This window comes from Bifidobacterium sp. MSK.17.10 (genome assembly GCF_019129655.1).
In the GTDB taxonomy this organism is placed as follows: domain Bacteria; phylum Actinomycetota; class Actinomycetes; order Actinomycetales; family Bifidobacteriaceae; genus Bifidobacterium; species Bifidobacterium adolescentis.
In genome coordinates, this window is record NZ_JAHOJD010000001.1 from 25,361 (window position 1) to 41,273 (window position 15,913).

The 15,913-nt window shown below is 60.5% G+C and carries 14 protein-coding genes and 1 tRNA gene; 3 read left to right on the forward strand and 12 right to left on the reverse strand.

Features of this window, described 5'->3' with window-relative positions:
• Positions 1-85: 85 nt before the first annotated feature.
• From KSX58_RS00110 to KSX58_RS00160, 11 genes are all read right to left on the reverse strand, one after another.
• Positions 86-1,264 carry an MraY family glycosyltransferase gene (locus tag KSX58_RS00110; protein ID WP_003808389.1) on the reverse strand — a complete coding sequence of 393 codons (1,179 nt, stop codon included), beginning with the start codon at positions 1,262-1,264 and terminating at the stop codon, positions 86-88.
• Positions 1,261-1,923, reverse strand: coding sequence for an L-threonylcarbamoyladenylate synthase (locus tag KSX58_RS00115; protein ID WP_003808388.1), 663 nt, complete (start codon positions 1,921-1,923; stop codon positions 1,261-1,263). The genes KSX58_RS00110 and KSX58_RS00115 overlap by 4 nt, the downstream gene beginning before the upstream one ends.
• Positions 1,924-2,080: 157 nt before the next feature.
• On the reverse strand, positions 2,081-2,785 hold the full coding sequence (locus tag KSX58_RS00120; RefSeq protein ID WP_039774867.1) for an ABC transporter ATP-binding protein: 705 nt from the start codon (positions 2,783-2,785) through the stop codon (positions 2,081-2,083).
• Positions 2,785-3,597: an ABC transporter ATP-binding protein gene (locus tag KSX58_RS00125; protein WP_003808384.1), complete on the reverse strand. Its 813-nt coding sequence runs from the start codon at positions 3,595-3,597 to the stop codon at positions 2,785-2,787. The genes KSX58_RS00120 and KSX58_RS00125 overlap by 1 nt, the downstream gene beginning before the upstream one ends.
• Positions 3,594-4,715, reverse strand: a complete 1,122-nt coding sequence (locus KSX58_RS00130) for a branched-chain amino acid ABC transporter permease (RefSeq protein ID WP_011742907.1) — start codon at positions 4,713-4,715, stop codon at positions 3,594-3,596. Before KSX58_RS00130 ends, KSX58_RS00125 begins: the two co-directional genes overlap by 4 nt.
• A gap of 4 nt (positions 4,716-4,719) precedes the next feature.
• Positions 4,720-5,646, reverse strand: a complete 927-nt coding sequence (locus KSX58_RS00135) for a branched-chain amino acid ABC transporter permease (RefSeq protein WP_021913024.1) — start codon at positions 5,644-5,646, stop codon at positions 4,720-4,722.
• A 174-nt stretch (positions 5,647-5,820) separates the two neighbouring features.
• Positions 5,821-7,017 carry an ABC transporter substrate-binding protein gene (locus tag KSX58_RS00140; RefSeq protein ID WP_038444194.1) on the reverse strand — a complete coding sequence of 399 codons (1,197 nt, stop codon included), beginning with the start codon at positions 7,015-7,017 and terminating at the stop codon, positions 5,821-5,823.
• A gap of 244 nt (positions 7,018-7,261) precedes the next feature.
• On the reverse strand, positions 7,262-8,182 hold the full coding sequence (gene prmC / locus KSX58_RS00145; RefSeq protein WP_117838296.1) for a peptide chain release factor N(5)-glutamine methyltransferase: 921 nt from the start codon (positions 8,180-8,182) through the stop codon (positions 7,262-7,264).
• A 9-nt stretch (positions 8,183-8,191) separates the two neighbouring features.
• Positions 8,192-9,280 carry a peptide chain release factor 1 gene (gene prfA, locus KSX58_RS00150; RefSeq protein ID WP_003808375.1) on the reverse strand — a complete coding sequence of 363 codons (1,089 nt, stop codon included), beginning with the start codon at positions 9,278-9,280 and terminating at the stop codon, positions 8,192-8,194.
• A gap of 181 nt (positions 9,281-9,461) precedes the next feature.
• Positions 9,462-9,674: a 50S ribosomal protein L31 gene (gene rpmE / locus KSX58_RS00155; RefSeq protein ID WP_003808371.1), complete on the reverse strand. Its 213-nt coding sequence runs from the start codon at positions 9,672-9,674 to the stop codon at positions 9,462-9,464.
• 181 nt (positions 9,675-9,855) lie between these two features.
• Positions 9,856-9,929 (reverse strand) — tRNA-Ile (locus KSX58_RS00160).
• A gap of 198 nt (positions 9,930-10,127) precedes the next feature.
• On the opposite strand from KSX58_RS00160, the gene KSX58_RS00165 reads away from it, so the two are divergent.
• The 3 genes from KSX58_RS00165 (at position 10,128) to KSX58_RS00175 (ending at position 14,540) form a co-directional block, all read left to right on the forward strand.
• Positions 10,128-12,629 (forward strand): glycosyl transferase, encoded by a 2,502-nt coding sequence (locus KSX58_RS00165; RefSeq protein WP_217752016.1) that lies wholly within the window; start codon positions 10,128-10,130, stop codon positions 12,627-12,629.
• Positions 12,630-12,846: 217 nt separating this feature from the next.
• Complete coding sequence (locus tag KSX58_RS00170; RefSeq protein ID WP_003808365.1) at positions 12,847-13,665, forward strand: alpha/beta hydrolase; 819 nt, start codon at positions 12,847-12,849, stop codon at positions 13,663-13,665.
• 71 nt (positions 13,666-13,736) lie between these two features.
• Complete coding sequence (locus KSX58_RS00175) at positions 13,737-14,540, forward strand: TetR/AcrR family transcriptional regulator (protein ID WP_021913020.1); 804 nt, start codon at positions 13,737-13,739, stop codon at positions 14,538-14,540.
• Between the two features lie 137 nt (positions 14,541-14,677).
• On the opposite strand, the gene KSX58_RS00180 is transcribed toward KSX58_RS00175, so the two are convergent.
• A complete protein-coding gene (locus tag KSX58_RS00180) occupies positions 14,678-15,589 on the reverse strand; it encodes an ROK family protein (RefSeq protein WP_003808361.1) in 912 nt (303 codons plus the stop codon).
• Between the last annotated feature and the right edge of the window lie 324 nt (positions 15,590-15,913).

Below are 15,913 nucleotides of genomic sequence, written 5' to 3' on the forward strand. Positions count from 1 at the left end.
GAAATTATCAATCGTAATAAAAGCTGCTTATATCGTTTGGCAAAGCGTTTCATCAGTTTTTCTTGCGATTGCGCCGGACGGACGATCAGCGTCCACCGCGCGTTTTGTCGCCGCGCGCGCGTCCGACCGACGCATGTTGCGCATCGGTTCCGGAGATTGCGTTTTCCTCACGGATTTCGGGAATGCGGTGTTTCAGATACGGGTACATCGTGGCGACCGTCAGCAGCGCCGCCGCAATGAGGAAGCCAATCAGCACATACTGCGCTTTGAAGAACAGAATCATGATCGAGCCGAATGCGATCAGCGACGCCCACCCCCAGAGAATCAGCACCGCGCCCTGCACGGTGTGTCCGATGCGCAGCATGCGGTGGTGCAGGTGCATGCGATCGGGATGCATCGGCGACTGGCCTTTGCTCAACCGCCGCACGATGGCAAGGCACATGTCGAGAATCGGCAGGAACAGCACGAGCATCGGCAGCAGAATCGGCATGAACACCGGCAGGTAGATGCTGGCGTGGATGGATGCCGGGTCGAGACGGCCGGTCATGACGATCGACGCGCAGGTGATCAGGTAGCCAAGCAGCATGGAACCGGAGTCGCCCATGAACAGTTTTGCGGGATGCCAGTTATGCAGGATGAAACCGACGCAGGTGCCGACCATGGCGATGTCGATCAGCGTTGCCATGGATGCGTACGACGGCGAGCTTCTTGCGATGATGTACGAATAGATGGCGAAGGCGATGCCGCCGATCGCGACGATGCCCGAAGCGAGGCCGTCAAGACCGTCCACGAAGTTGACCGCGTTGATGGACGCGACGATAAGGAACGCGGTGATGGCCATCGACAGGCTCGGCGACGCGGTGACGAGCGAGCCGAGAGGCAACGAGATGATCTGCAGGCCGCCCCAGGCCACAAACACGGAGATGAGCAGCTGACCGGCGAGTTTGAGCATCCAGTCAAGGTCCCACAAATCGTCGGCCATGCCCAGTAGGCTGATCATGATGGCGCCGGCTAGAATCACCCATGCCTGATGCGATTGGGCGAACAGGCCTTCGATGAAAGGGATGCGAGAGGCGAACAGCATGGCAACGGTGAAGCCGATAAGCATGCCCAGTCCACCCATGCGTGGCGTCGGCACGGTATGCACGTCGCGTGCACGCACTTCGCCGACTGCGCCGATTTCGATGGCGATGTGCCGGATCAGCGGCGTGAGCAGATAGGTGACGCCACCTGCGACCGCGGCAATGAACAGGTAGATTCTCATGCGCCCAAAGCACCGCCATTCAGTGTTAAAGCCTTACGGATGACCAGCTCGCGAATCACTCCCTCCCGAAGAATCGCGATGCCGTCGCGCTCGTGCGGGTCGGCTGCAACCACCGTGGACGATACATGTCCCGGAGTCGCTCCCCCGTCCAAATACAGATCCACCGCATCTCCCAGCGCGTCCGCGGCTTCCTGCACCGTTTGTGCGCTTTCCTCGCCGGAACGGTTGGCGCTGGTGGCGGCCAACGGCCCGGTGGCTCGCAGAATACGCAGCGCGACCGCGGAATTGGGGATGCGCACGCCCTGTGTGGCTTTGCCGGTTGTCGGATCATGACGCAACGTGGCAAGCGAACAGTCGTCTTCCGCTTCCGCTATCGGCGAAAAAGCGCCCGGCATGAACATGGCGGCCAGACGGTTGAGCGGCACCGGCAAGGTCAGATGCAGCTTCTCCATGCTTTCGATTGACGGCAGCAACACCTGCAACGACTTGTATTTCGGTCGTTGTTTGGCTGCGAACACCTTGCGGATCGCCTCGATGTTACGCGGATCGCAGGCGACGCCGTACACCGTGTCAGTGGGGATGACCACCAATCCGCCATCATGGATGATTTCAACGGCCCGGGCAAGGGATTCGTCGTTTACTGTGCAAATCTCGCTCATGACACCTCCCTTTCAGCCAGTCAACTTACCTATTGTAAGGCATGGCTCGATGGCGCGCCCGAATGGAGGGAACACGACCGGCGAATATTCCATCGGATATAGAAAAAGCCCTGTCGGTTTGGATGCGTCCAAGCCGACAAGGCGGATACGGCACGAATCAGGCGCCCAGATACGCCTTGCGCACCTGCTCGTTATTGAGCAGTTCCTTGGCGTCGCCTTCCATCGTGATACGGCCGGTTTCCAGCACGTATGCACGGTCGGCGATCGACAGCGCCATCTTGGCGTTCTGCTCGACCAGCAGAATCGTGATGCCCTGCTCGTGCAGCTTGCGGATGATGGAGAAGATCTCCTTGACGAGCTTCGGGGACAGGCCCATGGACGGCTCGTCCATGAGGATCGTCTTCGGATGGCTCATCAGCGCGCGGCCCATCGCCAGCATCTGCTGCTCGCCGCCGGACAACGTGCCGGCCTTCTGGTTACGGCGTTCCTTCAGACGGGGGAACAGGCCGTAGACCATGTCGAGGTCCTTCTTGAGGTCCGACTGGTCCTTCAGGCTGAACGCGCCCATCTCCAGGTTCTCTTCGACGCTCATGCGTGTGAAGACGTGGCGCCCTTCCGGAATGTGCGCCATACCGAGGGTCACGATCTTGTTGTTGTGGGTTTTCAGCAGATCCACTCCGTTGTACATCACGGAACCGGATTTCGCCGGTACCAGACCGGTGATGGTGTGCAGCGTGGTGGTCTTGCCTGCGCCGTTCGCGCCGATCAGGGACACGATCTCGCCGGCGTTGACGGTGAAGCTGATGTCCTTGACGGCTTCGATGGCACCGTACGAAACGGAAAGGTTCTTGACTTCCAGCATCAGGCTTCCTCGCTTTCGTGCTTGGCATCGTCGCTGTCGGTATCGTCGTCGGAACCCAGGTATGCGGAGATGACCTGCGGGTTGTTGGCGATCTCCTCCGGCGTGCCGGCGGCGATGGTGCGTCCGTAGTCGAGCACCTGGATGCGCTGGCAGACGTTCATCACCAGGCTCATGTCATGCTCGATCAGCAGGATGGCGATGCCGAAGCGGTCGCGGATGGTGTTGATGCAGTTGAGCAGGTCCTCGGTCTCCGTCGGGTTCATGCCTGCCGCCGGCTCGTCGAGCAACAGCAGTTTCATGCCGGTGGCAAGCGCACGGGCGATTTCCAGCTTGCGCTGGGCGCCGTACGGCAGGTTCGCCGCCTCGGTTTCGGCCAGGCCCTCTAGTCCGAAGATCTTGAGCAGGTCGATGGCTTTGGCGTGCATCTCGCGTTCCTGCTTCCAGAATTTCGGCGTGCGGAAAATCGCGCCGCCCATGTGGTAGCTGAACGATTCGTTGAATGCGACCAGCACGTTCTCCTCGACGGTCATCTGTCCGAACAGGCGGATGTTCTGGAAGGTTCTGGCGATTCCGGCGCGCACCACCTGATACGTCTTCTTGCCGTTCATGCGTTCGCCGTCCAGGAAGAACTCGCCTTCCGTGGGCTGGTACACGCCGGTCAGCAGGTTGAACACGGTGGTTTTGCCGGCGCCGTTCGGGCCGATCAGGCCGACGAGCTCGCCGGAGTTGATGGTCATGTTGAAGTCGGATACGGCTTTGAGGCCTCCGAAGGTGATGCCGAGATGTTCGGCTTTCAGGATGGGCTCGCTCATGCCTGCGCCTCCTTGGTGTCGGCGGCCGTCTCGACGGTTTCGTCCGTCTTGGCGGTGTCCTTGGCTGCCTTGGCGGTGGATTCAGCCTGCTTCGACTTGCCGTGCGCCTTGACCTTCATCGGGTAGAACAGCTTGTTGATGGTCTTGGTCAGGGAGAATTCCCAGTTGCCGAAGATGCCCTGCGGGCGGAAGATCATGATGAGCACCAGCGCCACCGAGTACACGAGCATGCGGTAGGTGGAGAAGGCGCGCAACAGCTCCGGCAGGATCGTCAGCGCGATGGCGGAGACGATGGAACCTGTCAGCGAGCCCATGCCGCCGAACACGACCATGATCACGTAGTTGATCGATTGCAGCCATCCGGCCATCGCGGGGTTCAGCGAGCCGATGTACTGGGCGAAGATGCCGCCGGCGATGCCCGCGAAGAACGCGGAGATAGCGAACACGAGCACCTTCATGTAGGTGATGTTGATGCCGGACGCGCTTGCCGCGATCTCGTCGTCGCGGATGGCCTTGACGGCACGGCCGTAACGGGAGCGGGCGAACATGAACAGCAGCACGACGGTGACGACGGTGATCCAGAACACGACGTACAGGTTGGCGAGTCGGTCGATGCCGATCAGCGCCTGGCCGGCCGCGCCCTTGTCGAGGCCCATGCCGCCGGCGACCTTCAGGTTCTGGATGATCACGCGGATGATTTCGCCGAAGCCCAGCGTGATGATGGCGAGGTAATCGCCATGCAGACGCAGTGCCGGAATGCCGACCAGGATGCCGAAGATGCAGGCGACCACGCCGCCGGCGAGCGTCGTCAGCAGGAATCGCAGCGTCGGATCCATCGCAACGCCGTTGGCGACGAGCAGCTTGCTCAGCAGGGCCGCGCTGTACGCGCCGATCGCTTCGAAGCCGCAGCAGCCCAGCGTCAGCTGGCCGAGCACGCCGATGGTGAGGTTCAGAGAGGTGGTCATGATGATGGCGATGCAGCTTGTCATCATGATGCCCTTGATGTAGGTGCTGGCCATGCCGGATTCGCATACACCCATCAGAATGCCGAACAGCACGACGATGCCGACCGCGCACATCAGATAGGACTGTTTGGTGGAAAGCATTGATTTCTTCATGAGGTCACACCTTCTCGGTTTCCGGTTCGCCCATCAGGCCGGACGGCTTGACCAGGAGCACGATGATGAGGATGCCGAACACAATGGCGTCGGAGAACGCGGACGTGATCACACCGCCGGTGATGGTGCCGATGTACGCCTTGGTCAGGCTTTCGACCACGCCGATCACCAGACCGCCGACCATGGCGCCCGGGATGGAGCCGATGCCGCCGAGCACGGCCGCGACGAAGGCCTTCAGGCCCAGCATCGCGCCCATCATCGGGGACACCTGCGGATAGGAAACGCAGTACATCAGCGATGCGACGGCGGCGAGGCCCGAACCGATGGCGAACGTGAGCGTGATGGTGGAGTTCACGTTGATGCCCATCAGGATCGAGGCCTCCTTGTCTTCGGAGACCGCGCGCATGGCCTTGCCCTGCTTGGTGTAGGTGACGAACAGCTGCAGCGCGACCATGATGATCACGCCGAGCACGATGGTGATGATGGTCGCGCCGTCGATCTTCAGCTTGCCGATCGCCAGCGTCGGAATCTGGATGATGGTGGGCACGGTCTGGTAGTCGGCGCCGAAGATGGCCTGGGAGCCGTTCTCCAACAGAAGGCTCATTGCGATTGCGGTGATGAGGGCCGTCATGCTGTTGCCCTTTTCACGAACCGGCTTGTATGCGGCCCTCTCCACGATGACGCCCACCGCCACGCACATGAGGATTGCGGGGATGACGGCCACCCATGCGGGCAGGCCGAACGCGACGATCGCCGGAATGGTAAGCATCAGCACGTAGGAGCCGACCATGATGAAATCGCCGTGTGCGAAGTTGATCAAACGAATGATGCCGTACACCATGGTGTAGCCGAGTGCCACGAGCGAGTACACGCTGCCGATCTTCAGACCGTTGAAGATCTGACTGATGAACATGATGATCTGATCGCCCATCATTCCTCCTTTCAAAAGTTGATGATGCCGGACTTTTGACATAACCGTCCGGCTTGGCCGCTGAAGAAGCCCAGCGGCTGAATATGGTTATTTTCGTCTTGATACGCGAAAGGGAGAGAACCGGTTTCCCGGCCCCCTCCTCTTCACAGATTCAGGCCTTCAGGCAAGCGACGCTCACTTGGCAGGCTGAATGGTGGTCTTGTACTGCGGCTTGCCGTCCTTGAGCTCAAGCACGACGACGGACTTCTTCGGGGAGCCCTTCTTGTCGAGCGTGAAGTTGCCGGTCACGCCTTCGAAGCTCATGCCGGCGATGGCGTTGCGCACGCCTTCGCGGGTGGCGTTCTTGCCGGCCTTCTCGATGGCCTGCTTCATCATGTACACGGAGTCGTAGCCCAGTGCGGTGAAGGTGTTCGGATCGGCGTTCTTGTTGGCCTTCTTGTAGGACTTGATGAAGTCCTGCACCTTGGCGTTGGAGGTGTCGTCCGGAGAGTAGTGGGTGGTGTAGAGCACCTTGTTGTACAGCGACTTGTCGTCGGTCATCTTCAGGCCGTCGTAGCCGTCAGGACCCATCACATAGCCCTTGTAGCCGACGGAGCGGGCCTGCGGGATGATGTACGGACCAGCGACGGAGTAGTAGTACGGAGCGTACAGGAACTCGGCGCCAGCGGCCTGGATCTTCTGCAGCTGGGAGGAGTACTCGGTGTCGTCGGCGCTGGAGGAGTTCTCTTCGGCCACGACGTCAAGGCCGGCCTTCTTGGCGGCAGCGGCGAAGGCCTTGCCCACGCCGGAGGAGTACGGATCGCCGGTGCCGTACAGCACGGCGACCTTCTTGACCTTCAGGGTCTCGGCTGCGAACTTGGCAGCGATCTCACCCTGGTAGGAGTCCTTGAAGCAGGTGCGGAACATGTAGCCACCGGTCTCGATGGAGTCGGAGGTGGCGGCCGGTGCGATGGCCGGCAGCTTGGACTGGTCGGCCAGCGGAGCCACTGCCGCGGTGGTGGAGGAGATGGTCGGGCCGACCACGCCGAGCACGCTGTTGTCGCCGGCGAGCTTGTTGAAGGCGTTGGAGGCTTCGGTGGCGTCGCCCTTGTCGTCCATGGACTCGAGCTTGACCTTCTTGCCGTTGATGCCGCCCTTGGCGTTGATCTCATCCACAGCCAGCTTGAAGCCGGCGACCTCGGCCTCGCCGTATGCGGCGGCGGTGCCGGAGTTGGTGGTGACGGAGCCCAGCGTGATGGTATCGCTGTTGGCCGCGCTACCGTTGGAGCTGCTGGAATCGTCCATGCTGCCGCCGGAGCAGGCAGCGAGGGACATCGACATTGCGCCTGCCGCGATCAGGGCGACGCACTTGGCGGAGAACTTCGCGTTCATTCCGTTCTTCCTCTTTTCTTGAAAACGCTGCACATTCCTTTCAACGCGCACCTTGGAAAAATCATGTTCATCTCAACCCCCGTGCGCGGAACCACGGCGACCACTCATGACGGACGCCCGTTCTCTCTCTGTGCATTCCGATTGTTCTTTATAGCCTGACGGACGGCGGCCTGCATAAAATGTTCTTATAGTGAGACTCAACTTCTGGTTATATCCCCGTCAGCATGGCGCAAAAGAATATAAGTTACTGTGCCGGCTGTTTTTCCGCCGTCAGATAACGTGGCCGTCCGGTGTAGTCGTTATGCACGGTAACGTCGACGAAGCCGCAGGTTCGTGCGAAGGCGGCAAGCCGCTCCCCCTGCGTGATGTCGTGCTCCATCACCATAAGTCCACCCGCACGAAGCAGTTTCGCCGCGCGTGCGATGATGCGTTCCGGAATGAGCGTGCCATCCGCCGAACCGCCGTATAGCGCCAGATCGGGGTCGTAATCGCGCACTTCCGGCTGTTCGGGAATGTCGGCAAGCGGCACGTACGGCGGATTGGTGAGCACGATGTCGATGGTGCCGTCAAGTTGGCTTAACGTCGGCATTTGCGTGGCGTCGGCGATGTCCAGATGATAATTGCCGGCGATTGCGGGATACCGTTTCGCGGTCTCGTCGAGGTTGCGCCGCGTCCACTCGGCGGTCGTAGCGCTTTTCTCGACGGCCCACACCTCGCTGCCCGGCACTTCCGAAGCGAAGGCGAGGCCGATCGCACCGCTGCCGGCGCACAGATCGACCACTTTGGCGCGGTACATGCCGTTTCTGGTGGCCCAGTCGACGCCTTCCTGCACGATCAGTTCGGTTTCCGGACGTGGAATGAACACGCCTGGACCGACTTTCAAATCAAGGTAGCGAAACGGCGCGTGGCCGGTGATGTGCTGCAACGGCTCGCGTTTGACACGACGGGCCAGCATGGTCTGGAAACGTTCCATCGCCGGTTCCGCGTCTTCTTTTTCGGCCAGACGTTCGACGCCATCGCCCATGAGCATGGCTTTGTCCACGTGCTGCAGGTCCGTATGGAACGCTTCGGCGAGCAGCAGTTTGGCGTCGTGCTGCGGAGTGTCGACGCCCGCCGCACGTAGTTCGTCCGCGGCGGAACGCACCGTTTCGAATACCGTCGCCACCCAATCGCCTTACTTCTGGTTGGCGAGACGATCGGCTTCGTCCGCCTGGATGTCGCTGTCGATCACGGCCTGCAGATCGCCGTCAAGCACGGCGTCGAGGTTGTACGCCTTGTAGTTCGTGCGATGGTCGACGATGCGGTTTTCCGGGAAGTTGTACGTGCGGATACGTTCCGAACGGTCCAGCGAGCGCACCTGGGAATGGCGCATATCGGCGGCCTCGGCGGCCTCCTGCTCGTGTTTCATGGCCAGCAGGCGGCTCTTCAGAACGCGCAGTGCCGCCGCGCGGTTTTGGATCTGGCTCTTCTCGTCCTGCATGTTCACGGTGATGCCGGTGGGGATGTGCGTCATGCGGACCGCGGAATACGTGGTGTTCACGGACTGTCCGCCGGGGCCGGAGCTCATGAAGATGTCGATTTTGAGGTCTTTCGGATCGATTTCGATTTCATCGTCGTCCTCGTCGGCTTCCGGGAAGACGATCACGCCGGCGGCGGAAGTCTGGATACGTCCCTGCGATTCGGTGACGGGGATGCGCTGCACGCGGTGCACGCCGCCTTCGTACTTGAGGGAAGCCCACACGCCGTCCTCCGGCGCCGGAGTGCCTTTGGCGCGGATGGCCAGCTGCACGTCCTTGACGCCACCGAGCTCGGTGGTGTTCTCGCTTTGCACGGTGACCGACCAGCCGCGCTTTTCCGCGTATCGCATGTACATACGCAGCAGGTCGCCGGCGAACAGCGCCGCTTCCTCGCCACCGGTGCCGGCCTTGATCTCCATGATCGTGTCACGCGCGTCATCGGGGTCACGCGGAATCAGCGCGGTGCGCAGCTTCTCTTCGGCTGCGGGCAGCTCGCCTTCCAACCGCTTGGCCTCTTCGGCGAAATCGGGATCTTCGGACGCCATCTCGCGGGCCGCCTCCAGATCGTCCTTCACCTGCTTGTATGCGGTGTAGGCGGAGACGATGGCACCCAGTTCGGCGTGGCGCCGACCCAGCTTGCGCATCTTGTCGGGATTGGATGCGACCTCCGGCTCGGCCATCTGCTGTTCGATATTGTGGTATTCCTCAAGCGCGGTGACGGCCGCGGGGAATTGTTCGTCTGCCAATGTACGCCTTTTCTTCGTATCTGCGCTTCAGCGGAATCACTCGTCGCTGAACCTTACTCAACCTGTCCATCATATAAGGTGGCGCGGAAGTGCGGTCGTCGGAGGTAGGCGACGGCACGTCGGTAACGAAAAACGCCAGCCCACGAATGGACTGGCGTTTTCATTGCCTAAGCAATAAGACTCACTTGGCCTTCTTGCCGTAACGCTTCTCGAAGCGAGCCACGCGGCCACCGGTGTCGAGGATCTTCTGCTTGCCGGTGTAGAACGGGTGGCAGTTGGAGCACACGTCGACGGTCATGTGATCGCCGTTGTAGGTGGAACGGGTGACGAAGGTGTTGCCGCAAGAGCAGGTGACCTGCACTGCGTGGTAATCAGGATGGATACCCTGCTTCATAGTTTGTCTCCTAGAGATTCGGGGGACCCGGGTCGCATTGCCCCGATGGCAAGGCGTGAACCGGATAACCTTATGGAGTGTAGGCGATGGCCGGGACACGGTATGCGCCGTCACACGCAGGGCGTACGGACTGCAATCCGCGGATATGCAAAAGACCCGCCGCTTCCGGCAGGTCCGCATGTGCCCTCGCTGGGACTTGAACCCAGGACAAACACCTTATAAGGGTGCTGCTCTAACCAACTGAGCTACGAGGGCAACGGGAGGAAGTATACCCCGACCTCTGCCCGATTGCGGCAGCGTCGACAGATGACCATTGGAAGACCGACGGCAACACGCCAGCAAATCGTTATTTATAAGTTTATAAATAACGTACTAACCTATTAATTAAATCAATGGACGATATACCCATACAGTACACCTCGTCACAGCCATTTCACCGACGAAAGGACACCCATGCGCTACGGTCATTTCGATGATGCCGCAAAGGAATACGTGATTGAAACCCCGGCGACCCCCCTGCCGTGGATCAACTACCTTGGCAACAAGGACTTCTTCTCGCTGATTTCCAACACCGGCGGCGGCTACAGCTTCTACAAGGACGCCAAACTACGCCGCGTCACCCGCTACCGGTATAACAACGTGCCGGCAGACAACGGCTCCCGCTGCTATTACCTGAGCCTGATGGACTCCGATTCCGCCGATGCCAAGCCGGTCGAAACCTGGTCGCCGACCTTCCTTCCGTGCAAGACCCCGCTTGATTCCTACAAGTGCCGTCAAGGCATCGGCTACACCGTGTTCGAAGCTTCCAAGCGAGGCATCGAATCCAAGCTCACCGCCTTCGTGCCGCTGCACACCAATGCGGAAATCAATCGGCTCGACGTGACGAACACCACCGACGAGCCGGCCGTCATCGACGTGACCGGCTCCGTGGAATGGTGCCTGTGGAATGCCGTGGACGACTCGTCCAACTTCCAGCGCAACCTGTCCACCGGCGAGGTGGAGATCGAACGCGAAACCGATGCCACGCTGCTGTACCACAAGACCGAATTCAAGGAGCGCCGCAACCATTACGCGTTCTACGGCGTCAACGCGCCCGTCGTCGGTTTCGACACCAGCCGCGACGAGTTCCTCGGCCAGTTCAACGGCTGGGACACCCCGCAGGTCATCGCCGAAGGCAAGGCTCACGATTCCGTGGCGCACGGCTGGTTCCCGATCGCCGCCAACCGCGTGCGTCTGGAACTCCAGCCGGGCGAAACCGCATCGCTCGTGTTCATGCTGGGCTATATCGAAGTGTCCAAGGACCAGAAATGGGAGGATCCGAACGATCCGGCCAAGGTCGGCATCATAAACAAGAAGCCGGCCCATGAGCTGTTCCGCCGTTTCGCCACCGTCGAACAGGTCGAAGCCGCCTTGAAGGAGCTCAACTCCTACTGGTCCGAACTGCTGACCACCTACAGCGTCGATTCCGGCGACGAAAAGCTCGACCGTATGGTCAACATCTGGCACCAGTACCAGTGCATGGTCACGTTCAATATGTCCCGTTCCGCCTCCTACTACGAGTCGGGCATGGGACGCGGCATGGGCTTCCGCGATTCCAACCAGGACCTGCTTGGCTTCGTGCATCTCATTCCGGAACGCGCACGCGAGCGCATCATCGACATCGCCTCCACCCAAATGGAGGACGGTTCCGCATGGCACCAGTACCAGCCGCTCACCAAGAAGGGCAATGCGGACATCGGTGGCGGCTTCAATGATGATCCGCTGTGGCTCGTGGCCGGCGTGTACGCGTATCTCGCCGAAACCGGCGACGTGAGCATTCTGACCGAACCGGTGCCGTTCAACAACGTCGAGGGCTCCGAACAGCCGCTACTTGAGCACTTGCGCCGTTCAGTGAACTTCACCATTACGCATAAGGGCCCCCATGGCATTCCGCTCATCGGCCGCGCCGACTGGAATGATTGTCTGAACCTCAACTGTTTCTCCGATACTCCGGGCGAAAGCTTCCAGACCGTGGAGAACAACGACACCGGCGTCGCCGAATCCGTGTTCATCGGCGGCATGTTCGTGCTGTACGGCAGCCAATATGCCGACATCCTCGAGCATTATGGACGTCTGGCCGGCATGTCCGACGCCGAAATCGCGTCCGAGGCGGCCAGCGTGCGCGCCGAAATCGGCCAGGTTTCCAAGGCCGTCAAAACCGCCGGCTGGGACGGCGAATGGTTCGTGCGCGCCTACGACGCCTACTCGCGCAAGGTCGGCACGCATGAGGACACCGAAGGCCAGATCTACATCGAACCGCAGGGCATGTGCGTGATGGCCGGCATCGGCCTCGATGACGGCAAGGCGCAGCAGGCGCTGAAGTCCGTCAAGGAACGCCTGACCTGCGATTGGGGCACCGCCATCCTCGCACCCGCCTACTCCACCTACCGCATCGAATTGGGCGAAATCTCCTCCTATCCGCGCGGATACAAGGAAAACGGCGGCATCTTCTGCCACAACAACCCGTGGATCTCCATCGCCAACGCCATCGCCGGCAATGACGACGAGGCATTCGCCGTCTACCAGCGCAACTGCCCGGCGTATGTCGAGGACAAGTCCGACGTGCGCAAGGTGGAACCGTACGTCTACTGCCAGATGGTGGCCGGTCCCGAGGCAGCGACCCCGGGCGAGGGCAAGAACTCCTGGCTGACCGGCACCGCCGCGTGGACGTTCGTGGACGTGTCGCAGTATCTGCTGGGCGTGCGACCGACGCTCGACGGCCTGGCCATCGAACCGCATCTGCCGGAACGGTTCGACCAGCTGACCGTGACGCGCGTGTTCCGCGGCGTGACCTACCGCATCGCCATGAAGCGCACCGGCGAGCGCACGGTGAGCGTCGACGGAGCGAAGATTGGCGGTAATGTGGTTCCCGCTTTGAGCGATGCCAAATCCGTCGATGTCGAGGTCACGTTCTGATGTGAGCATCAGAACGTGCTCACAAACGGGGCGGGCCTACACTCTCCTCAACATGAACATGGATTGCCGGAGCATCTTGCATATAGGTTGTTCCAGCGATCCTCCATCGGTTTCCTGCAACCTTGTGGAAGGCAGGAACCGATCAGAACAGTGCGAATCCGTGTGCCGCATAGAAGGCCGCATGGATTCGCACACACAATCCGTCTAAGGTAGCGATATGCAGTATTGTGAAGACATCATCACCGGCATCGATGGCAGTGAGGCCACGTTCGTCCGGTACGTTCTCGACAACAGCGAGGAGATCGATCCCAAACGTCAACGCCCCAGCGTTCTGGTGATTCCGGGCGGCGGCTATGCCATGACCTCCGACCGCGAGGCCGAACCGATCGCCATGCAGTTCCTCGCGGCCGGATGCAACGCGTTTGTGCTGCGCTATTCCGTCGCGCCATCCGTCTTCCCCACGGCTTTGCTGGAAGCCGCGGAAGCAGTGCAGCGCATACGCGCGCATGCGGACGACTGGCATTGCGACCCCAGTAAGATCGCGGTAATCGGATTTTCCGCAGGCGGTCATCTTGCGGCCAATCTTGCGACCACGGCGGGTGACGACACCATGCGGGCACATGGCTATGACCCTGACGCGGTGCGCCCGAACGCATTGATGCTCGGCTACCCGGTGATCACTTCAGGCCCGCTCGCGCATCGTGGCAGCTTCGACTGTCTGCTTGGCGACAACAGCGATAATCAGGTGGCGTTGGACGCGGTGTCCATCGAACGGCATATCGACGCGAAGACGCCGCCCGTATTCGTATGGCATACCATCACCGACGATTGCGTACCGGTCGAGAACACGCTGATGTTGGTCGATGCCTGCAAGAAGGCCGGCGTGCCGGTCGAGGCGCATCTGTTCCCCCAAGGCGGGCATGGTCTGGCGCTTGGCACTGCGGAAACGGCGTGGCAGGGGGTTAATGGCATCGAGCCATGCGTCCAGCAATGGCCGGTGTTGGCCAACGCGTGGCTACGGCGACTCTTCGCCTAGAGGCCAGAGGGCGTAATAGTATTGGATGGTTTTATGAGGGACACGATGAGCAGGGGTGTAAGGAGCTGGCTATGAGCGTCGCGGCATGGGATGGATTCCTGAATGACCAGAGCAACTGGCCGGCCGCCTCACGCATCGGCAACGCTACGGGGGCCACTACCGCCAGGGACACGCTGGGCGACAAGACCTTCGTCAAACGCAAGCGTATGAGTCAGGAGGAACGCCACCTGCAAATCCTGCAGGCCGCCGTCAAAATCATCGCCACCAAGGGGTTCTGGGGCATGTCGTTGCAGAACATCTCCGACGAGCTGGGCATCACCGAGGCGGCGTTGTACCATTACATCTCCTCGAAGGACGATCTGCTCAACATGGTGCTGTCGGAATGCTACGACACCATCGATGCTGACGAATACAACGCGGTGACGGCCGCCATCGTCGACGCCGACGGGCACCGCGTCTACTACTACCCGCGCTATTGCCTGAACATCGTGCTGTACAATCTGCAGCGCCCCGAGCTCGTGCAGCTGTATTCGGTGCTGAACGGCGAGGCGCTGAACCCCTCGCACCCGGCCCACGATTTCTTCATCGGCCGCCATTTGCGCCAATGGGAGATGATTTGCTCGATGAACTGGCTGCTGCCGCCGGACGTGGACGAGGAACGGTTCTACGACCTGTACACCCTGGCGATGAGCGCCATGGACGGTCTGCAGTACCGTTGGCTGGGTGACAATTCGATGAATCTGCTGGAGCAATGGATGAGCATCTCCGACATCATCTTCCCCGATAGCGAATGGCAGGGCTTCCGCGACCCCTCGGAGCACGACCCGAAGAACGAATCCTGCCTGCTGCCGCTTACCTTGTCGGCACGGCAGTAGCTCTGACCCCGAAGATCAGCAGAGCATTACAGCGGAAGATCGATATCGACCGCCCACCGCTCTTGTGCATATTCGCCATCGGCGGGGCCGTTCACGGGAAGCGGACCCGCCGATTTTCGTATCGGAAGCATCCGCGACTAGCGGATCGGCACCTTCTCCATGCCTTCGACCTCGGTTTCGAAGGCGTAGTAGGCTCCGATCAGACCGGCGTTGTTGGTGTGCCGGCAGCGCTTGACAACCGTGTGGAAATCGCTCCACTGCGGGATCTTGTCGAGCGCCGCATTGACCAGCGGCAGCAATTGCTGTTCACGGCAGATGCCACCGCCCAGCAGCACGCATTCGGGGTCGGCCACGGCGACGATGTTGAAAATGCCGATGGCAAGATAGTCGATCCACCGGTCCACGATCTTGCGCACACGCGGCTCATCGAGACGATGGAACAGGGTGGCCGGCACGATGGAGCCTGTCGGCACGTCGAATTCCTTGGCGTACTCCTCCGCCAGCACGATGGTCGACAGGTAATCCTGCATGGTGTGGAATCCACCGGTCTCATAGTTCGGGATCATCATGCCCAGCTCGCCTGCACGCCAATCCTTGCCTCGGCGGATCCTGCCGTCCAGGAACAACGCACCGCCCACACCGCTGTCGATGGTGATCAGCGCAAAATCGTCGAGTTTGACGGCGTTGCCGCTCAGCTTCTCCGCCATTGCCGCGCAGTTGGCGTCGTTCTCCATCCATGTGGGGATCGGGTCGTCAAGATAGCCCTGCAGTTTTCTGCCGATTTCATGGCCGTACAGTATGCTTAGCGCGCCGGCGGTAACGGCGACCTGCTTCTCCGTGTCGATGAAGCCGGGCACGCTTATGGCGATGCCGTCAAGAGGGGCACGCTGCTTGGAAACAATATGCGCGAGCGCCTGGTAGAAGGGCTCCTCGCCGTCGACCGGAGTCGCGATAGTACCCGGAATGCCCATGCGCCCGTCCTCGAACACCACGTATCGGGTGAAGAACGTTCCGATTTCGAACGCAAGGATGCGCTTCTTTGCAGTCATATCGTTATCTAACCCATCTTTAATAAAATCCTGCCTTGGTACAGTATAGCGTTCCCGCCCATACTTAAGCGCTTCCGCCCCATCCCCCGATACGCTCAGCCAACACCCCTTTGCGTACCACCAATGCAATGGCGGAATCGAAGTGCGTCATAGCATATTCGTCTGCCATTGTGCAACATATGCCATAACAACTTGTCAATATTTATCGATACGGTTGCCTATTGGAGGCTCTTGCAATACACGCTTTTATGACTCCCGCCGCTTACGGCGGGCAGCCCCCTAGATGCCCCCATCAATGACGTTTTCCACGTCGCGCGAAGACAG